Raw genomic sequence first — 18,098 nt, 5'->3', positions numbered from 1 at the left:
TTTTTATATATAAAATTGGCTTGTTTAAAGTATTACTCTTGAGACCGACGAAGATCATTCCAGCTGCGAGATGGCGGCGTGAGTAGTTTGCGATAGTATTCTGAGTTTGCTTTCACCATTTGCGGCGGTAAATCTATCGCTGATATCTTGTCCGCCTCATCGAATTTACCTTGTACACCTAATACGAGAGCTAAATTCATGCGTACCCTTGGGTCTACAAACTCGTTTGCATCTATAGCGTGTCGTAATTTGGCTTCGGCTTCGGCAGGCTTGCCTTCCAAAGCGAGAGAAAGCGCATAATTTGTCAGCACAACCGCGTTGTCAGGAGAAATTTCTAACGCACGCGCATAGCGAAGTTGCGCTTTGGGGTGATCTCCCATTTGGTCAAGCGCGACACCGTAGAGGGAGTATAAAGTCCAGTCCTCAGAAGTTGGTGTGGCGTTGTATAAGGCGGAGGTCGCGCGGTCTGGGCGGCCTGTATCCATATGTGCTTTTGCGAGTGTTTTTGATAATTCAACATCACCGGGGTGAAGAGCGAGTGCTTGAGTGGCGACATCAACAGCACGATCAGAACTTCCAATTGCGCGAAGTGCTTTTGAAAATTCATTCGCAGCTTCATAATCATTGGGGTTGAGATCAAACTGGTCTCCCCAAAATTTAGCCTGCGTAATCATATCGTGGTTTTTGATGGCAGTGCGCTCTTCTTTGGAGGCGGCTAGAATTTGCTTTTCATTCGCGACCTGATTCATCATTTCCTCCTCCTTGCTTGTCGGAGGTTTAGTACACGCAGAAGCGAGTAGTAATGCGGTGCTTGAAAGCAGAATGAATCGCGTTAAAGAATTTGTCGCCATGACAGGGTCCCTCGGCGTTGGTATAAGGGCGTTGAAATAGTTTTCAGCTGAACTATGTATCTTTCACGTCAAAGATTGGTTAACGCTTCCCTACATTCATTCTTTCAATTTGGAATAGTTTATGACTTCCGTATTTACCTCTTCTGCCAAATATGTCGTCCGCTTGCATGTGTTGACGACACAATCTTACGCATCATGGTTGGAGGGGCAGGAGGCGCGTTTTTCCACATTGGCACAAGGGATGGGTTTCAAAGCGCAAACCGGAAAAAGCTTGGTCGTGCCTAATGCAGATGGACAGATTGAGGACGTGCTTTTTGGTATTGGCGGAGATGCTGATACTGGCGCTTTGGCTGCTGCATCGGCAAGTTTGCCTGAGGGTGCATATGCATTGACGACAGTGCCTGAAGGGCTGGATGTCACCAATATGTATGCGGCGTGGGCTGATGGTGCTTACCGCTTCACGCAGTATAAAGATGACAAGTCTTCTCCACCTCAATTGGTCATTACCGACAAGAAATCACTGGAAGCAGCGCAGATTGAAGAAGCCTCAATCAAGCTTGTGCGGGATATGATCAACACACCTGCTGAAGATATGGGTCCCACCCAAATTGGTGAAACTGTTGAAGCCCTTGCAAAAGAATTTGGGGCTGAGGTCAAACAAATCATTGGTGATGATCTACTTAAAGAAAACTATCCAATGGTGCATGCTGTGGGGCGTGCAGCTGCAGACGCGCCACGCTATGTAGAGTTAAGTTGGGGAGATAAAAACGCACCCCACATTGCGCTTGTTGGGAAAGGCGTTGCTTTTGATACTGGCGGATTGAACATTAAAACGGGCGGTTATATGCGCCATATGAAAAAAGACATGGGCGGCGCAGCGCATGTGATTGGCTTGGCGCGTATGATTATGGCCTCCAAGCTGAATGTCTATTTGACACTGCACGTACCGACCGTTGAAAATGCGATTGGCGCTGGCGCTTTCCGCCCGGGTGATATTTTGAAGAGCCGTAAGGGCTTGAGTGTCGAGATTGATAATACAGATGCAGAAGGGCGTTTAGTATTGGGAGATGCTTTGACACGCGCCAGTGAACTTAAACCTGAATTGCTTCTTGACTTTGCGACCCTCACAGGTGCTGCACGTGTTGCTATGGGAGCTGAAGTCGCACCTTTCTTTGCGACAGATGAAGCATTTGCAGCAAGTATCTATCAGAGCGGTGTGGACAAGGCGGACCCGATTTGGCGTTTGCCTTTATGGAAGCCTTATCTTGCCATGATGAAAAGCCCCGTTGCTGATCTTGTGAATGGTGCGTCTAGTCCATTTGCGGGGACGATTACGGCTGCGCTATTCTTGCAGGAGTTTGTGGATGCAAAATCTTGGGCGCACTTTGATGTGTGGGGGTGGCGCAATGCACAATATGGTCGTCCAGAAGGCGGTGCAGCTTTTGGGTTGCGGGCTGTGATGAGCTATCTGACGCAAAAATATAGCTAAAATTCATTGGGTCTATTGATTCGCGAATCGAATTAGGTGATTCTTCCATGACGTTTTCGTGTCATGGGAGAGTTTGCGCAATGGAGATGGATCGAACAGCTGCACTTCAGTTATGGAGAGATGTTCTTGCGCAATCCGTCCGATCTGAAGCGCCTGATCTATCTGCGCGTCAGATGGCAATCCTATTAGCAGTGTATTTGACACCGCCACCCCATACAGTTCGAGGGTTGGCGCTAAACCTAAATTTAGGCAAGCCAGCTGTTACGCGTGCTTTGGATACATTGTCGGGCTATAATTTATTGAAGCGCCGAAAAGATCCAGATGATTTACGAAATGTGCTTGTGCAGAGAACTGTCGCTGGATCTGTTTTTCTAACTGAGTTTGGCGATGCCGTTGTTGATGCGGCTGCAAAAGTGGATGCACTATTGCCAGTTTCCGCACGCAGTGCCGCCTGATTACATATTTCCTTTTTGAATAAATTCAGGTCAAATGATCTTGCTCATTTTTGGTATGGGTAAGCTGAAAAACTTTGCGAGAAAATCTATGACAATGGAAAAACTAAATCCGCGTCTACATCCATTTCGTGAAAGTATCGCTGCATCTTACCTGAAAGGGCGTGTAGATGCGCAGCGTTATAGCGCAGGGCAATCGTGGCAGGTTCAGGCACCGATCACGGGCCTATATCGCACACCGCAGGACGATAGCGCGCTGGATACACAAGCACAGCAGGGGGAGATCTTTACGGTCTATGATGAGCAGGGGGGCTGGTCTTGGGGGCAGCTTGAGAGTGATAACTATGTGGGGTGGATACGTACAAATCATCTTGTGTCTGCGGTTGAAATCCCAACTCATAAGGTGAGTGTGCTGCGAACGATTGTCTTCACAAAGCCTGACTTGAAAACGACCCCATTAATGATGTTGAGCTTGAATGCGAGCGTGTCGATTATTGAGCAAGAGGGTGATTATTCTCGTTTGAAATCAGGTGGTTGGGTTTTTTCAAATCATTTAAGCAGCAAAGACGAATTTCACCAAGATTATGTGTCGGTGGCGGAAAAATTTCTCAATGCTCCCTATCTGTGGGGGGGTAAAGATAGTTTTGGGTTGGATTGTTCTGGTTTAGTGCAGTCTTCAATGGTTGCTGCGGGCTTTAGCGTGCCCCGTGATGCGAGTATGCAAGAGGAAGCTGTAGGAACTGCGCTGGATATCAAAACGGCGCTTACAAGCCTTCAGAGAGGCGATCTCATATTTTGGCCGGGGCATGTGGGGATTATGCAAGATGCCGTTCGTTTGCTTCATGCCAATGCCCATCACATGATGTGCGCAAGTGAACCTGTAGTCGAAGCTATTGAAAGAATTGGACAAAAAGAAACGGCCGTTCGATCAATCAAACGGCCGTCTCAATTATTTCAATCTTAAAATCAAGCTTAGCGAGCTCTAACCCGTACATCGATACGGCGGTTTTGCGCGCGGCCTTCTTCTGTATCATTTGAAGCAACAGGGTGCTGTGGTCCATAACCTTCTGGGTCAAGACGTTCTGCTGCAATGCCATCAGCAATAAGTGCTGCAACAACAGCCTCTGCACGTGCTTGGGAGATAGTCATATTTGCTTCTTCAGAGCCTGTATTGTCAGTGTAACCGCCAATTTTCAGCTCTATGCTTGGGTAAGCATTTAGAATTTGCGCAATGTTATCAAGTTGTGCAGCTGATTTATCCATATCCAATTCGGCAGAACCAGTGTTGAATGTTAGACGGTCAAATGAATACCAACATGCAGCTTCTTTACATGGTTCAGCATCAGATTCGATGAATGAAAGAAGTTTTGCTTCAACACCGTTAGCAGCACCTGTTAATTCAACGCCGCCAATTTCAGCTTTAAATTCTGGCTCAACCGCTACTGCAGCCTCTTGAACAGCTTCAACAGCTTGGCCTGCATCTTCCATGACACCGTCAACAGCATTGTGAGCATCTTCAGCAGCTTCTTCTACTGCGTGGCCTGCTTCTTCTGGTGCGGCAACATCATGCGCTGCTGCATCTGTTTCTGCGTGTGCATCGTCTGCATGCTCTGCATCACCAGTTGGCTCGATGAGAGCCTCAGGAGGTAGCGGTGCAGGTAGAGGTGCGGGAGATGCTGAAAGTGTACGCAAGTAAGCGATCACATTCATACGGTCGGCTTCTTTGTTAAGTCCTGCAAAGTTCATTGCAGTACCTGATGCATATTTCTTCGGGTTTTTTAAGAAGCCATCAAGCGCCTCATAATCCCAAACGCCGCCCATATCTGTCAGCGCTGAAGAGTATGCGAAGCCACCATGTGTTGCTTTGGGGCGCATCACAACATCGTAAAGGCCTGGACCTGTACCGTTTGCTCCACCAGCTTCAAATTTGTGACAGCTCACACATGCAGCTATTTTTTTCTCGCCTTTTGCAACATCTGCTTCCGCTAGAAGTACACCATAGTCCGTAGGCGGCACCCATGCCGGCTCATCGCCATGTCCACCAGAGGAGACTTCAGCAACCTCAACGAGGTAGCCAGGCTCTTCAGGAGCCTCTTTGCTAAAGAAAGCGTCGCTGGCCGCGTTCAATCCAAGAATTGCTAAACCCGTGGAGAGTGCAGCAGCCATAATTTTGTTAAAGCCCAAGTCGCTCATGAAACGCCCTTGCAGTTTGGTTCATATATTTTGATTTGCGCGGGCCTTTTGCCACGCTATTGCTTGATCTGCAACATAGCGGCACTTGTATGAATTTGGACCTACTTTTAGAAGCGGCGAACCGTCGCACTCTAATTAAGCGAGTTTAGAGGCTTATAAGTGAGATTTGACCCCATCGAAAGAGACACTAATGACTAAACGAATTGCATACCAAGGTGAGCCCGGCGCCAATTCTCATATAGCATGTGCACAAGCGCGACCAGACTTTGAACCATTACCGTGTAAGACGTTTGAAGACGTGTTTAGTGCAGTGATACAAGGGGATGCGGACGAAGCGATGATCCCCGTTGAGAACTCAATCGCGGGGCGAGTTGCTGATATTCATCATCTTTTGCCCGACGCTGGGCTGCATATTAATGCCGAACATTTTTTGCCAATTCGCTTTTTCTTGATGGCGCGCAAAGGTGTAAAATTAGAAGACATAAAAAGTGCTCGCTCTCATATTATGGGGCTAGGGCAGTGTCGAAATTTTTTGAGAAAATATGAAATTGCGCCTGTGACGGCTGCTGATACAGCGGGTGCGGCGCGAGAAGTTTCCGAATCACCCGACAAAAATTTAGCTGCTATTGCGCCAGAACTAGCTGCTCAAGTCTATGGTTTGGACATTCTAGCATCCAATATCGAGGATCACGCACATAACACCACACGGTTTGTGTTGATGGCGAAAGAGCCAAAAGTCCTAGAGCGTAAATCAGAAGATGAGAGCTTTATTACTGCTTTTGTTTTTAAAGTGCGCAACGTGCCTGCAGCCCTTTATAAAGTGATGGGTGGATTTGCGACTAACAATGTCAACATGACCAAGCTTGAAAGTTATTTGAGTGAAGGCTCATTCACTGCGACATTGTTTTATGCGGAAGTTGAGGGCCACCCTGATGATCGAAACGTGCAATTGGCATTAGAAGAGATGAGTTTCTTTTCTACGCGTTTGGATATTTTGGGTGTGTTTAAAGCGCATGCTTATCGCAAGAGCGGTGTCCACGAAGAATAGCAATAGATAGGACTCGCGAAAATGTGAGTAGTGAGTGATAGAGAACATCTATAACTTAGTCTCGAGATTTAAACTTGAGACTAAGGGCTGTTCTATGCGTAAAATTTTACCTGTGTTTTTCTTGGCTTTGGCGTCAGTGGCGACCGCGCCAGCATATGCTGATAAGGCACCTATTTACACCAAATCGTTCAACAATTTAGGTGCAGGTGGTTATGATGTTGTGTCTTATTTTAAGGATGGCTCGCCTGTGAAAGGCGATAAAGCATATTCGGCAGAATATATGGGAGCTGATTTCATATTTGCGTCGCAAGCTAATCTCGAAGCGTTTAAGGCAAACCCTGAGGAGTATGTTCCACAATATGGTGGCTATTGTGCATGGGCTATGGCTGACGGTAAATTTTTCAAAGGTGATCCAAAACAATGGACGGTTTTGGACGGCAAACTCTACCTAAATTATAGTGATAAAATTCAAGCCAAGTGGAAAGCTGACCCTGAAGGCTTTATCCAATCAGCAGATGCCAAATGGCCTGACATTTTAAATCGCTAATTTTTCCAATTATCTGATTCAAGCCACGCCTTTAACACGTAGTGAGCGATAGCAATACTAGCAGGTGCGGAGATGGTGGGGTGCGTTCCATCGAGCACTTGCTGCGCTTCGGCGCGATCAAACCAGCGTGCTGTTTCGAGTTCGTTTTTGTCTACAATAAGGGTTTCATTCTCAACTTCCATGATCATGCCGATCATAAGATTTGTTGGAAAGGGCCAAGGTTGTCCACAAAGATACTCGATCCGGCCCGTTGCTTTTACACCAGCTTCTTCAAAAAGTTCACGCGCGCCAGCTTGCTCGATGGTTTCGCCAGGTTCCACAAAGCCAGCTAAGCAGGAATACATGCCTTCAGCCCAATGCGCTTGTCGTCCCATTAAACATTTATCACCTTTCACTGCCAACATGATCGCAACTGGGTCTATACGTGGAAAATGTTCAGCTTCGCAGGATGGGCAGGTTCGTTTCCAGCCAGCTTCGGTAATGTGAGTCGCATGTCCACAATTTGCACAGAAGGAATGGCGTCTATGCCAATTGAAAATTGCTGCGCTTGTGGCGGCAAATTGGGCATCTTCTGGGCTTATACCGCCTGCAATGGCGCGCACATCCCCTAAGACATGCTGAGAGAGTGCAGAATTTTCCAATTCAAATTCAGCAGGCAGATTTATAGAAAATCTAGCTATGCCATTGTCTTCGCTTAGAAAAATTGATTGGGACGGTTCATGAATTGGAAGCTGATCCGATGTCAGCCAGGCGATAAGACGTGGAGTCTGTGATATCGCTTGCCCGGGAATAACGTCCTCAAGTGATACTCCATTTTCCTCACATAGTACTTTGCCCTTATACATTAGCATAAATAATGATGTGGGATTTGACTTAGCAGCTTTTAGCCAATCTGTGTCTGTGCGGTGGTGCGCAGCACGTTCAAAGGGGGCGCTTGCAAAAGGGATGGGTGGTTTTAGGGACATATGTGACAGATTTTCTAAAAACGTTGTGATTTAAATGGTCGCTACTCTTGCTAAATGGGGCAAGCATTGCGATATAACAACCCGAAGCTGGTGGCGGACGAGCCGCTCGCGAACTCGGTCAGGTCCGGAAGGAAGCAGCCGCAACGAGTTTCGTTCGGGTCGTCGCCAGTTTCACCTTATTTTCCTTACAATTATATCCACTGTATAAATGCGCCATTTCTGTTGTAAGAAATGACGCCTTTTCTATTTTGACGATGGTTAGATTTTATCGACGTTTTTGTTGAAGTTGCGGACAGAGCGCTGGAAATGCATCAGACCATAGAGCGCAAAAGCCCCGACTCCGAATGCCAGCCACAAACCACCAAACCCTAAACACACCCCAGCAACTTCGCCTATATCGCCCTCTATAAGTGCGTATGTTATGCCAGCAGCCCATAGGAGCGCATACAGTGCAAGGCTTGATTTGGCGTATTCTTTCGCGGCTTCTTTCATGCGTAGATTGCGCATGTAATAGCGGATAGGGAAGACGAGTGCACCGACTGCAGCTAGGCTGACGGCGATCATTGCGGTTAATTCGGTTAGCTCAGGAATATCAGTTAAATCAATGCGGTCTATGCCGCCGCCCGTTTCTTCGATGACGAAATAGACAATTGGAAGCATAAAGACGATATCAATAAGTTTGAAGGGAAGGAAATTGCGGTATTTCTTCTTTTTCGCACCTCGTTTTACGGCGGCAGCTGACTTTTTGCTTGCTTCTTTCTGTAATTTTTTTTCAGCGGCAAGAATGGCAGCTTCTTCGCGTTTGAGTGCGGCACGTCTTGCTTTTAAATCATTGGGATCAATAGTTTTTTTAGCAATCGAGATAGGTTGGGGCGGTACTTGCGGAGCTGTTGTTAATTCAGGGAGTGCATCAATCGTGCCTGGTGCCTGCATGGGGTCTGTAGAGGTTGTGACTGTGTCCTGAATGCTTTCTGGTATGGGGGAAGTGTTGGTCTCTACGGGGGCTGGTACGGGAGTGCCTGAAAGACCATCAGGTGTGGCTTCTGCAAGGCTGGTCAATCGGTCTGCAAGATCATTTATTTTGTTTTCAGGGTGAGGGTGAATCTGAATCCAATTTCGCGCAGCCATCTCATACAGGAAATGGCCTTTAGGTTTTGTATCTTCGATGAGGACGGGGATAACATCTTTATCCATATCATCTGCGAGAGCGAGTTCTTTCTTGAGTTGCTTGGAGGCGTTACATTCTTCTGAGAAAAGAATGACGAGCATATCAGAATCAATGAGGTTCTCGACGATTGCGTCTCGCCAATCTACGCCGCCATCAATTTTTTGATCCCACCAGACACCGACACCGCGTGCTTCAAGTGCAGCAACAAGTGCGCGTGCTAATTCTTGATCGGCGCGCCGATAACTTAGAAAAATATCGTAGCCCATGGTCTTCCCCTCACAAAATCCCAGTGCAAACTATTCTTACTTAGGGTTAACCCTAGCATTTTATCGGGAGGGGTGAAGCTTTTTTTGAGAATCGGTTTTTGTACGTGATGGCGCGTTTTTCCTGTCACTGCCTATAGGCACCACGCAAAAGGAGCGCTAAGTTCCGCGCATGAACGATTCAACAGACGGCATGCACGACGAAGGGCTAGACCCTAACACTTCTTCAATGTTTGGAGATGACTCCCCAAATGAGGGAGGCGGCGGTGCGTATCAAGTGCTGGCGCGTAAATATCGTCCAACGACATTCGATGATATGGTTGGGCAGGAAGCTATGGTGCGCACGCTCACCAATGCGTTCAAAACCGGGCGTATCGCTCACGCCTTTATGCTAACAGGTGTGCGGGGGGTCGGAAAAACGACAACAGCGCGATTGTTGGCGCGTGCCTTAAACTACGTATCCGATAGTGTGGATGGTCCGAGCATTCAATTGGACCCGCCTGGACGTCATTGTCAGGCGATTATGGAAAGTCGCCATCCTGATATTCTGGAATTGGACGCCGCATCGCGTACGGGTGTCGCAGATATGCGTGAATTGCTCGATGGTGTTCGCTATTCGCCAGTGAATGCGCGCTATAAGGTTTATATCATAGATGAGGTGCACATGCTCTCAACAGCAGCTTTTAATGCGCTGTTGAAAACCCTTGAAGAGCCACCACCACATGTGAAGTTCATTTTCGCAACGACTGAAATTCGCAAAGTGCCTGTGACAGTGTTGTCGCGCTGTCAGCGTTTTAATCTTGCGCGTCTTACGACAGAGGCACTCGCTGCCCACCTTGGGCGTATTTGCAAGCATGAAGGTGCAAATGTGTCAGCTGAGGGATTGGCATTGATTGCGCGCGCTGCAGAAGGTTCGGCGCGAGATGCTTTGTCGGTTCTAGATCAGGCGATAGTACAAGCAACGGACGCCCAAGTAAGCGAAGAAGCTGTACGCGATATGCTTGGATTAGCAGACCGGACGCGTGTATTTGACTTGCTGGAAGCTGCGCTAAATGGTGAGCACAAAAAAGCGCTGGAAGAAACAAGTGCGCAATTGCAGGAAGGTGCGGAAGCGCAAGTTCTGATCAAAGATTTGCTGGATGCAATGGCTGAGATTGCCCGTGCACAAGCGTTGGGAGAGGCCTATACTTTTGCTGGTCCCGCAGAATGGAGCCAACGCACCAAAGCAATGGCTGCCAATATGAGTAATGCGCAATCGGCGCGGTATTGGAAATTATTGCTGCAAGGGTTTGAAGATTGTGGACGTGCACCTGACCCTGATGTGGCCGCAGAAATGGTCGTGTTGCGTTTAGCTGCTGCAGCAGCTTTGCCTTCCCCTGAAGAGGCAGCGCGTATGCTGCAAGGCGGGAATGGTCCACAAGGTGGAGGACCATCAGGGGGGAATGGACGCTCGGCTGGAAATAATGGCGGAGGGCAGGCGCAAAGTTATCAAGTAGGTGGCGGCGGCAGTACGCAGGCTCATGCACGTTCCGGTCATATTGTGGCGCAAGCAGTACCAGAAAATATTGCTGAAGCAGCTCCTGGACCTGTTTTAAACAGCCTTAATCAAATTTGTGCCGCATTGCAGGCAGATAAAGAAATTCAAATTCTTTACGATGTTGAGCATTATGTGCGTCCAGCAGACATTAGATATGGATATTTCACATATGCGCCTGCGCCGGGGATTCCAGCTAATTTTCAGATGCGATTAAAAGCATGGCTAGAAGACAAAACAGGTGTTGAGTGGGAAGTCGATGTTGCGCCTTCCAATAGGGAAAGTCTGGAAGAAATTCGTGTCAGGCAGGAAAAGGAACGCATTGCTGAGGTTTCAGCGATTCCGCGTGTTGCTGATGCATTGAAAATTCTACCGGGTGCGAAAATCGTAAAGATTGAAAAAATAGACACAGACCCAGAAGGAAATGTTGTGCGGCTAGATTTCAACCGTCGTCGTGATTTTTCCCAAACAGATGAAGATTAGATTTTAGAGGAGATACCTCATGGATATGCAAGAATTAATGCGTCAAGCTCAAGCTATGCAAGGCAAATTGGCGGAAGCTCAAGAAAAGCTTGAACATATTGAAGCCGTTGGAACATCCGGTGGTGGAATGGTGAAAGTTACGCTTAAAGGAAAGGGTGATATGGCGGGCATGTCGATTGACCCTAGCCTGATTGATCCAAATGACCCTGAGATTATCGAAGATTTGGTGAAGGCTGCACATGATGACGCGCGCCGCAAATTGGAAGCTGCTCATGGTGAAGCCATGAAGGGCGCAACGGCTGGCATGGGAATGCTGCCCGGATTTAAAATGCCATTTTGATGCTATTTAGTTTCGCATAGGATTCATGTGATGAATAATGTTACCAAATCAGATTTCGACGACATTCCATTGGATGGATTTCGGCGCGATACTTATAGTGAAGAAAAAGTTCTAAAAAAATCAGACTATAAGAAAGAGCCAAAAGGTTTTTTACCTTCGCACACACCTATTCCATTTTGGTTGGATGTGGTTCTTTTCTTTATGTGGTGCGGCGCTGTTGGCCTGTCTATTATGGCCGCTTTCTTCATGGCGAATCTATTATTGGGTGTGACCATGTTTGCAGGAGCGGGGGCGCTGCTTTTAGTCATACGCACGGCGATTAAACGCTTTTTACTCAGTCGGGAATAATCGCGTTTTTTAATGTCTACTAGATCTGTTGGTCCAGAAATTACGCGTCTCATTGAGATGATGTCCAAGCTTCCTGGTATGGGGCCTAGATCGGCGCGTCGAGCAGCGCTGCATTTGCTGAAAAAGCCTGACCAATTGCTTGCGCCTTTGTCTCGCGCAATGGCGGATGCAGCGCAAAAAGTATCTCAATGTCAGGTGTGTGGAAATTTCGATACGTTAAATCCGTGCGCCGTTTGCCAATCTGGTGGACGCGATGAGAGTGTGATCTGCGTATTGGCTGATGTGGGTGATCTATGGGCTATGGAGCGGTCTGGTGTCTTTCGTGGACGCTATCACGTGCTGGGTGGTAGCTTGTCCGCATTGGATGGTATTGGGCCAGAAGACCTTAATATAGCGCGTCTGATATCGCGGGCCGGCGAGGTACATGTGAAAGAAGTTATCCTTGCGCTAAATGCGACTGTGGATGGCCAAACAACCGCGCATTATGTGGCTGATCAACTTGAAACCATCGGTGTGAAAGTGTCCCGCTTAGCGCATGGTGTGCCTGTGGGAGGCGAGTTGGGCTCTCTTGATGACGGTACGATTGCAGCGGCGTTTTCCTCGCGGCGGTGAGTGCTGTTTATTTGCTTGACACTTGTGAATAAGTGATTCGTTTTTGGTAAAATTTCGCCTTGTAGGTGAATAAAAAACGATATATGATCCCGTTATGTTCTCATTTTTCTTTGGCGATTACGCGCTCGTTTTCGATTTGTATCATGTTTGTTTCTTCGGTGTTGCCGTCGTTGCGATAATTTTATCATTAATACTCGGTTTTCGCTTGTCGCGTGTGCGTAAGTCTATGCAGGAGCATTTTGTTGCGGAGACGCATTTGCTTAAAGGTGAGGTTGAGGTGGGAGCATTGAAGCTTCAATCTGTTGAGCAAGCTTATCATCGGGATGCGCAATTATGGGCAGCAGAAAAGCAGGAGTTACTCGCGCAAAATAGCAAAGCGGATCAATATCGCACTCATGCTGAAAACGTGTCGCGCAAATTGGCCGGACTGGAAGCGACACAACAAGAACGGGAGAAAGCTTTCGCCGCTGAGAGAAGTACGATGAAGGCTTTGAACGCTGAAATTCATCAAAAGTTTCAACAGCTCGCAGATAGCGCTTTGCGTCAATCACAAAAGCAATTTCTTGAAATCGCCAATGAGCAAATGCGCCAACACAAAGAGGTTTCGCAGGCGGATTTGGCGCGTATGATCGGCCCGATTAAGGAGAGCTTTTCTCAGTTTAGTCAGAAGGTTGAGAATATAGAGAAGGTGCGCAATGAGGATCGGTCCTCCTTGCGCACGGAGATAGAGAAACTCTCTCAAGTTATGGTTGAAACCCAAAATGTGACGGGTAAATTAGCGAATGCATTGTCTGCGCCTAAATCAGGAGGACGATGGGGAGAAGAAACGCTGCGTAATGTGTTGGAAATGGCGGGGTTATCTGAACATGCTGATTTTTCAGAGCAGGTGCATGCTAATGTAGAGGACGGCGCTAATATCCGTCCTGATGTGGTGGTGCGCATGCCTGGTGGGCGGCATCTCGTTATAGATTCCAAGGTGAGTGTGGATGATTTTCTGCAAGCAGCTGATGAGAGCGATGTGCAGCGTCAGAATATGTTATTGCAAACCCATGCTCGAAAAATGCGTGACCATGTGACGACTCTGGCGCGAAAAGCGTATTGGGCGCAATTGCCAGACACAGTTGATTTTGTGGCGATGTTTGTGCCGGGTGAGAATTTTTATGCAGCGGCCTTAAGTTCAGATCGTGACCTGTTTGATTATGCGGCGCGTAATAAAGTGATAATCGTGACGCCTTCAACATTGGTGGCATTGGCGAAGGCGGTCGCATTTGGTTGGCGTCAAGAAAGCGCTGCGCAGAATACCAAAGAGGTGACGGATTTGGCGCGTGAACTTTATAGCCGGATTTCTATTCTTGGAGATAAAGTCTTGAAAATGGGGCGTCATTTAAGCGGTGCTTCATCAGCGTATAATGAAATGGTGGGAACGTTAGAGACGAAAGTGCTGCCTCAAGCGCGTAAATTTGATGCTTTAGGGGTGAGTGCAGAAGGCAAGTCCATTCCTGATTTGGAAGATATTGAAGATAATGTGAGAGAACCTGTAAGGGGGCGGGATTTGGTGTTCAAATCTACTGAGTCAGCTGATATACCTGATCGTATTACATCCGATAATTCTAATATCGTGTGATTTGTCTGGACTTGTTCTTGACGAAACACGCCTTCACACTTAGCTAAGCCACATGACAATACGCCCTATAATAACAGTACCTAATCCTCTTCTTAAAGAGATTTCCAAGCCGGTTGATGCTGTGACCGATGACATCCGCGCACTGATGGATGACATGCTTGAAACCATGTATGATGCGCCGGGTATTGGCCTTGCTGCAATTCAGATTGGAGAGCCATTGCGTGTGATCGTGATGGACTTATCCGATAAGGATGATGAGCCAAAACCACAGTATTTTGTAAATCCAGAAATTCTTGAAACTGTTGAAGAAACAAAACCTTATGATGAAGGTTGTTTGTCTGTGCCAGATATTTACGAAACGGTTGAACGCTCTGAGCGCGTAAGGCTGAAATATTTGGACTATAATGGCAAAGAAGTTGAAGAGTGGGCTGAAGGGCTTTACGCGACTTGTATTCAGCATGAGATGGATCATCTTGAAGGTAAGCTTTTCATAGATTATCTATCACGCTTAAAACGCACGCGGGCCATTGATAAAGTGAAGAAAGCAAAGAAATTTGCGCCTGTCCCACACGTGCATGGACCAAACTGCAACCACTAAGAGTTTGATTTTCAGCGATAATTTAAACAACAATATAGAGGGGATCGATAAATGAGCCTTAAACTGGTTTTTATGGGATCCCCCGATTTCTCCGTTCCTTGTTTGAAAGCAATTGTTGAGGCTGGGCATGAAGTGGTGTGCGTGTATTCGCAACCGCCAAGACGTGCAGGGCGGGGTAAGGAAGAGCGCAAAACGCCTGTTCATGCCGCTGCAGAGGCGCTGGGTATAGAAGTTCGCACCCCTAAATCATTGAAATCAGAAGAAGAATTGAAAGCGTTTGCAGATTTAAATGCAGACCTTGCTGTTGTTGTGGCATATGGCCTGATTTTACCTCAGGCTGTTTTAGATGCACCGCGACTAGGCTGCATTAATGCTCACGCTAGTCTTTTGCCGCGTTGGCGCGGAGCCGCACCCATTCAACGTGCAATTATGGCAGGAGATGATGTGACAGGTGTGCAGATCATGCAGATGGAAGCAGGGCTAGATACTGGGCCAGTGATGGCGTCTGTAGAGGTTGAGGTAACGCCCTGCACTACGGCTGGTAGCCTGCATGATGCGCTCTGCATGGCGGGTGCTAGTCTACTGGTAGATGCCATCTCACAGCTAGAAAGCGGTGTGGGTGTTTTTGTACCTCAATCGACTGAAGGAATTGAATACGCGCATAAACTGACCAATGAAGAAACGCGAATTGATTGGTCTTTATCTGCTAATGAAGTGCGCCAGCATATCCACGGATTATCGCCATTTCCCGGTGCTTGGTTTGAAATGGAAACGCCTAAAGGACCGGTGCGAGTTAAAGTGCTGGAAGTTGCCGATAGTTCAGGGACGGGGAATGCGGGAGAAGTGCTTGATGATAGTCTCCTGATTGCTTGTGGCGAAAATGCTGTGCGGTTAAAGCGGCTTCAGCGCGCTGGTAAATCTGCCATGAGTGGAGAAGACTTTTTGCGCGGAAATGATTTACCGGAAGGCGTGATACTCGCGTAATACTCATGGCTCGTTTTAAGCTGACAATCGAATATGATGGTGCACCCTATGTCGGGTGGCAGAGACAGCCAACACACTTGTCAGTGCAGCAAGTGCTGGAAGATGCGATCAAGAAATTCTCAGGTGAGGATGTAACCGTATTTGGAGCCGGACGTACGGATGCAGGCGTGCATGCCATGGGGCAGGTTGCGCATATTGACTTGAATAAAGACTTCACCGCAGACCGTGTACGCGATGCGATGAACCATTTTATGAAACGCGAGCCGGTTGCTGTTTTGGAAGCGGAAGAAGTGAGTGATGAATTTCATGCTAGATTTTCAGCAGAAGCACGCCATTATATATATCGCATTATAGATCGCCGTGCGAACCTTACCTTTGATCGCGGCCATGCTTGGCGGGTATATACCCCGATAGATAGCGATGCGATGCATGAAGCCGCCCAATCACTTGTTGGTTTGCACGATTTCTCGACATTTCGAGATGTGCAGTGTCAGGCGAAAAGCCCTATCAAAACTCTATCTAAAATTGATGTCATTCGAAATGGTCAAGAGATACGCATTTGTGTGTCAGCACCATCATTTCTACACAGACAAGTGCGCTCTATTACTGGGTCACTTGTAGATATCGGTCGAGGGCGCAAGTCAGTAGCTTGGATGCAAGATATACTTGAAGCAAAAGACCGCCAAATGTGTGGTGAAGTCGCCCCTCCAGATGGCTTATACCTGACGAAAGTTGATTACCCTCAATAAATATGGTAGTTATTCTGTAATTTGTCACAATAATTGCATATATAATTGACTGATTATTTAGGTAGTGTTGCTAAAACAATAATAATACTAAGATATTAAAGCAACACGATAACTATTGGGGGATAGGTTTAGTGCAACAAGTTATAATTGAAGATAAGATAGCGCGTGAGAAAGCATTCCATAATGAAAGGTTTGCTGAAGAACATGACGCACGTGATGTTCAAGATAAGTATTACGACTCTATTCGAGGTTGTTTCAAAGATTATTACGCGCAGATTGAAACATCTATAGCGGACAAGCGATCGCTGGAATATGGCTGTAGCTATGGAGAAAACGTATCCAAATACGCTCCCAAAGCGCTTGATATCAAAGGTATTGATATTTCCGATAGTGCTGTGGAGATAGGCCAAGGGAAGATTGATAATCTAGGATATAAGAACGCTGCGCTTTCAGTCATGAATGCGGAAGAGCCAACGTTTGAAGATGGCGCTTTTGATTTCATATTTGGTGCCGGGATTTTGCACCATCTAGATCTGGACAAATCAATTAGCCAAATTAGCCGAATGTTAGCTAAGGATGGACGCGCAGTATTCATGGAGCCATTGGGGCATAACCCAGTGATAAATATGTATCGAAATGCGACACCCGAAGCACGCACACCAGATGAGCATCCATTGCTTGTGTCGGATTGGAAAATCTTTCGGAAGCATTTTCGTCGCGTGAGTACCAAGTTTTACGGTCTAACCACTATCGGCACGACGCCTTTGAGAAACACACCCGTTCATAAGTTTGCGCTGGGAGCCAGCGAGCTGTTGGATTCGGCTATTTTCTTGGTGCCGGGTGTGCGCTTTCTAGCTTGGTATGTGCTGATTGAATTTGAAAAATAGATAGATAGCCGACAATCAAATATTTTAGAGCCGAAGTGGATTTTACCTGTTTCGGCTTTTTCGTGTGCTTTGCGCAAATTAAATTGGAACAAAGTCACGGATTGGGAGTAGTGCTTAGGGCAGGTCGATGCGTGATATTGCGTAACGTCTTTTGCAAAAATTTGGGATATTTTATGCGTATAAATGTGAACACGTCTTTGAAATATTCATTTGCGACTCCTTCGGATGTTTTGCTGGCCGTAGAAGTTATTCCAATGTCGGATCAAAAACTGATACAAGATCAGCTAAGCATATCGGCTGGCCCAACATTGCATACCGCTGAAGGTGTCGATGGATTAGGGCGGCGCACTTGGATTAAAGGGGCTGCTGGTGTGTTGGAAATTCACTACCAAGCAGAAGTCGATATTCAAAGGCAGGCGAGACGTACTTCAGGCGTAAATGCTAGTCTTCATGAAGATTTGCCGCCCTATGTGATACCGTATTTGTTTGCGAGCCGATATTGTGAGTCCGATAATATGGCGGCATTTGTACAGGCGACGTTTCAGCAAGATTGTCTGGGCGATAAGATTGAGGCTATGTCGCAATGGCTTTATCAGAATATGACGTATGCGTCTGGGTCGAGCAATGAGACGACGACAGCTTCCGATACGTTTTTTGCCCGCCGTGGTGTGTGTCGAGATTATGCCCACTTATTGATTGCATTTGCGCGTGCCGCCGGTGTTCCTGCGCGCATGGTGTCAGTTTATGCGCCAGAGGTGAGCCCGCCTGATTTTCATGCTGTTGTGGAAGTGTGGTTGAATGGAGAATGGTATCTTGTAGATCCAACAGGATTGGCTCCCATCGAACATATGGCGCGCATGGCAGTTGGGCGTGATGCGACGGATATCAGCTTTATGACAATATTTGGCGCTGCGGATATGCTTGAGCAAAATGTCGAGGTGACTTTCGCTTAGCGCAGCGCCA

19 protein-coding genes and 1 other RNA gene are annotated in these 18,098 nt (G+C 47.2%); 16 read left to right on the top strand and 4 right to left on the bottom strand.

All coding sequences use genetic code 11. The features are described from left to right. Positions 1-32: 32 nt before the first annotated feature. The gene (locus ACFQS8_RS06455) at positions 33-752 is read right to left on the bottom strand and encodes a tetratricopeptide repeat protein (RefSeq protein WP_382166443.1); all 720 of its coding nucleotides are present in this window, start codon (positions 750-752) and stop codon (positions 33-35) included. Positions 753-972: 220 nt separating this feature from the next. On the opposite strand from ACFQS8_RS06455, the gene ACFQS8_RS06450 reads away from it, so the two are divergent. The 3 genes from ACFQS8_RS06450 to ACFQS8_RS06440 all read left to right on the top strand — a co-directional run bounded on the left by ACFQS8_RS06450 (position 973) and on the right by ACFQS8_RS06440 (position 3,756). Then, a complete protein-coding gene (locus tag ACFQS8_RS06450) occupies positions 973-2,340 on the top strand; it encodes a leucyl aminopeptidase family protein (protein ID WP_382166442.1) in 1,368 nt (455 codons plus the stop codon). Between the two features lie 80 nt (positions 2,341-2,420). After that, the gene (locus ACFQS8_RS06445; protein ID WP_382166441.1) at positions 2,421-2,795 is read left to right on the top strand and encodes a MarR family transcriptional regulator; all 375 of its coding nucleotides are present in this window, start codon (positions 2,421-2,423) and stop codon (positions 2,793-2,795) included. An 88-nt stretch (positions 2,796-2,883) separates the two neighbouring features. Beyond that, positions 2,884-3,756 carry a C40 family peptidase gene (locus ACFQS8_RS06440; RefSeq protein WP_382166440.1) on the top strand — a complete coding sequence of 291 codons (873 nt, stop codon included), beginning with the start codon at positions 2,884-2,886 and terminating at the stop codon, positions 3,754-3,756. Positions 3,757-3,764: 8 nt separating this feature from the next. Here the strand turns inward: ACFQS8_RS06440 and ACFQS8_RS06435 are convergent, their stop codons facing one another. Then, positions 3,765-4,985: an OmpA family protein gene (locus ACFQS8_RS06435; protein WP_382166439.1), complete on the bottom strand. Its 1,221-nt coding sequence runs from the start codon at positions 4,983-4,985 to the stop codon at positions 3,765-3,767. A 190-nt stretch (positions 4,986-5,175) separates the two neighbouring features. Between ACFQS8_RS06435 and ACFQS8_RS06430 the strand changes: the two genes are divergently transcribed. Continuing rightward, positions 5,176-6,033 (top strand): prephenate dehydratase, encoded by an 858-nt coding sequence (locus tag ACFQS8_RS06430; protein ID WP_382166438.1) that lies wholly within the window; start codon positions 5,176-5,178, stop codon positions 6,031-6,033. Positions 6,034-6,127: 94 nt separating this feature from the next. Continuing rightward, complete coding sequence (locus ACFQS8_RS06425; protein WP_382166437.1) at positions 6,128-6,580, top strand: YHS domain-containing (seleno)protein; 453 nt, start codon at positions 6,128-6,130, stop codon at positions 6,578-6,580. Here ACFQS8_RS06425 and nudC read toward each other — a convergent pair. Next, entirely contained in the window at positions 6,577-7,545 is a 969-nt protein-coding gene (nudC, locus tag ACFQS8_RS06420; RefSeq protein ID WP_382166436.1) for an NAD(+) diphosphatase, read from the bottom strand. The two genes, ACFQS8_RS06425 and nudC, sit on opposite strands and share 4 nt — an antisense overlap. An 82-nt stretch (positions 7,546-7,627) precedes the next feature. On the opposite strand from nudC, the gene ffs reads away from it, so the two are divergent. Continuing rightward, an RNA gene (gene ffs / locus ACFQS8_RS06415) (signal recognition particle sRNA small type) lies at positions 7,628-7,722 on the top strand. An 81-nt stretch (positions 7,723-7,803) separates the two neighbouring features. Here ffs and ACFQS8_RS06410 read toward each other — a convergent pair. Then, a complete protein-coding gene (locus tag ACFQS8_RS06410; RefSeq protein WP_382166435.1) occupies positions 7,804-8,979 on the bottom strand; it encodes a toll/interleukin-1 receptor domain-containing protein in 1,176 nt (391 codons plus the stop codon). A 169-nt stretch (positions 8,980-9,148) separates the two neighbouring features. Here ACFQS8_RS06410 and ACFQS8_RS06405 point away from each other — a divergent pair, with 169 nt between their 5' ends. The 10 genes from ACFQS8_RS06405 to ACFQS8_RS06360 all read left to right on the top strand — a co-directional run bounded on the left by ACFQS8_RS06405 (position 9,149) and on the right by ACFQS8_RS06360 (position 18,088). Further along, entirely contained in the window at positions 9,149-10,993 is a 1,845-nt protein-coding gene (locus ACFQS8_RS06405; protein WP_382166434.1) for a DNA polymerase III subunit gamma/tau, read from the top strand. A gap of 19 nt (positions 10,994-11,012) precedes the next feature. After that, positions 11,013-11,333: a YbaB/EbfC family nucleoid-associated protein gene (locus ACFQS8_RS06400; protein WP_382166432.1), complete on the top strand. Its 321-nt coding sequence runs from the start codon at positions 11,013-11,015 to the stop codon at positions 11,331-11,333. A gap of 30 nt (positions 11,334-11,363) precedes the next feature. Then, on the top strand, positions 11,364-11,681 hold the full coding sequence (locus ACFQS8_RS06395; protein ID WP_382166431.1) for a hypothetical protein: 318 nt from the start codon (positions 11,364-11,366) through the stop codon (positions 11,679-11,681). Positions 11,682-11,693: 12 nt separating this feature from the next. Beyond that, complete coding sequence (gene recR / locus ACFQS8_RS06390; RefSeq protein WP_382166430.1) at positions 11,694-12,293, top strand: recombination mediator RecR; 600 nt, start codon at positions 11,694-11,696, stop codon at positions 12,291-12,293. Between the two features lie 94 nt (positions 12,294-12,387). Then, entirely contained in the window at positions 12,388-13,917 is a 1,530-nt protein-coding gene (locus ACFQS8_RS06385; RefSeq protein WP_382166429.1) for a DNA recombination protein RmuC, read from the top strand. A gap of 52 nt (positions 13,918-13,969) precedes the next feature. Beyond that, complete coding sequence (gene def, locus ACFQS8_RS06380; protein WP_382166428.1) at positions 13,970-14,515, top strand: peptide deformylase; 546 nt, start codon at positions 13,970-13,972, stop codon at positions 14,513-14,515. Between the two features lie 51 nt (positions 14,516-14,566). Beyond that, positions 14,567-15,499, top strand: coding sequence for a methionyl-tRNA formyltransferase (gene fmt / locus ACFQS8_RS06375; protein WP_382166427.1), 933 nt, complete (start codon positions 14,567-14,569; stop codon positions 15,497-15,499). A 5-nt stretch (positions 15,500-15,504) separates the two neighbouring features. Further along, positions 15,505-16,248 (top strand): tRNA pseudouridine(38-40) synthase TruA, encoded by a 744-nt coding sequence (truA, locus tag ACFQS8_RS06370; RefSeq protein ID WP_382166426.1) that lies wholly within the window; start codon positions 15,505-15,507, stop codon positions 16,246-16,248. Between the two features lie 131 nt (positions 16,249-16,379). Then, complete coding sequence (locus tag ACFQS8_RS06365) at positions 16,380-17,135, top strand: class I SAM-dependent methyltransferase (protein ID WP_382166425.1); 756 nt, start codon at positions 16,380-16,382, stop codon at positions 17,133-17,135. A gap of 173 nt (positions 17,136-17,308) precedes the next feature. Then, the gene (locus tag ACFQS8_RS06360; RefSeq protein WP_382166424.1) at positions 17,309-18,088 is read left to right on the top strand and encodes a transglutaminase-like domain-containing protein; all 780 of its coding nucleotides are present in this window, start codon (positions 17,309-17,311) and stop codon (positions 18,086-18,088) included. Positions 18,089-18,098 lie beyond the last annotated feature (10 nt).

Source organism: Hirschia litorea (genome assembly GCF_042665075.1).
In the GTDB taxonomy this organism is placed as follows: domain Bacteria; phylum Pseudomonadota; class Alphaproteobacteria; order Caulobacterales; family Hyphomonadaceae; genus Hirschia; species Hirschia litorea.
Note: the sequence above shows the minus strand (reverse complement) of the source record. Positions and strands in the feature narration are given on the sequence as shown.

Excerpts from the sequence above, each read along its gene's own strand:
- ACFQS8_RS06445 (WP_382166441.1), top strand. The coding sequence starts at position 2,421 with ATGGAGATGGATCGAACAGCTGCACTTCAGTTATGGAGAGATGTTCTT.
- nudC (WP_382166436.1), bottom strand. The coding sequence starts at position 7,545 with ATGTCCCTAAAACCACCCATCCCTTTTGCAAGCGCCCCCTTTGAACGT.
- ACFQS8_RS06435 (WP_382166439.1), bottom strand. The coding sequence starts at position 4,985 with ATGAGCGACTTGGGCTTTAACAAAATTATGGCTGCTGCACTCTCCACG.
- ACFQS8_RS06455 (WP_382166443.1), bottom strand. The coding sequence starts at position 752 with ATGATGAATCAGGTCGCGAATGAAAAGCAAATTCTAGCCGCCTCCAAA.
- ACFQS8_RS06385 (WP_382166429.1), top strand. The coding sequence starts at position 12,388 with ATGTTCTCATTTTTCTTTGGCGATTACGCGCTCGTTTTCGATTTGTAT.
- def (WP_382166428.1), top strand. The coding sequence starts at position 13,970 with ATGACAATACGCCCTATAATAACAGTACCTAATCCTCTTCTTAAAGAG.
- ACFQS8_RS06430 (WP_382166438.1), top strand. The coding sequence starts at position 5,176 with ATGACTAAACGAATTGCATACCAAGGTGAGCCCGGCGCCAATTCTCAT.
- ACFQS8_RS06450 (WP_382166442.1), top strand. The coding sequence starts at position 973 with ATGACTTCCGTATTTACCTCTTCTGCCAAATATGTCGTCCGCTTGCAT.
- ACFQS8_RS06360 (WP_382166424.1), top strand. The coding sequence starts at position 17,309 with ATGCGTATAAATGTGAACACGTCTTTGAAATATTCATTTGCGACTCCT.
- ACFQS8_RS06425 (WP_382166437.1), top strand. The coding sequence starts at position 6,128 with ATGCGTAAAATTTTACCTGTGTTTTTCTTGGCTTTGGCGTCAGTGGCG.
- ACFQS8_RS06405 (WP_382166434.1), top strand. The coding sequence starts at position 9,149 with ATGAACGATTCAACAGACGGCATGCACGACGAAGGGCTAGACCCTAAC.
- ACFQS8_RS06395 (WP_382166431.1), top strand. The coding sequence starts at position 11,364 with ATGAATAATGTTACCAAATCAGATTTCGACGACATTCCATTGGATGGA.
- truA (WP_382166426.1), top strand. The coding sequence starts at position 15,505 with ATGGCTCGTTTTAAGCTGACAATCGAATATGATGGTGCACCCTATGTC.
- ACFQS8_RS06400 (WP_382166432.1), top strand. The coding sequence starts at position 11,013 with ATGGATATGCAAGAATTAATGCGTCAAGCTCAAGCTATGCAAGGCAAA.
- fmt (WP_382166427.1), top strand. The coding sequence starts at position 14,567 with ATGAGCCTTAAACTGGTTTTTATGGGATCCCCCGATTTCTCCGTTCCT.
- ACFQS8_RS06440 (WP_382166440.1), top strand. The coding sequence starts at position 2,884 with ATGACAATGGAAAAACTAAATCCGCGTCTACATCCATTTCGTGAAAGT.
- recR (WP_382166430.1), top strand. The coding sequence starts at position 11,694 with ATGTCTACTAGATCTGTTGGTCCAGAAATTACGCGTCTCATTGAGATG.
- ACFQS8_RS06410 (WP_382166435.1), bottom strand. The coding sequence starts at position 8,979 with ATGGGCTACGATATTTTTCTAAGTTATCGGCGCGCCGATCAAGAATTA.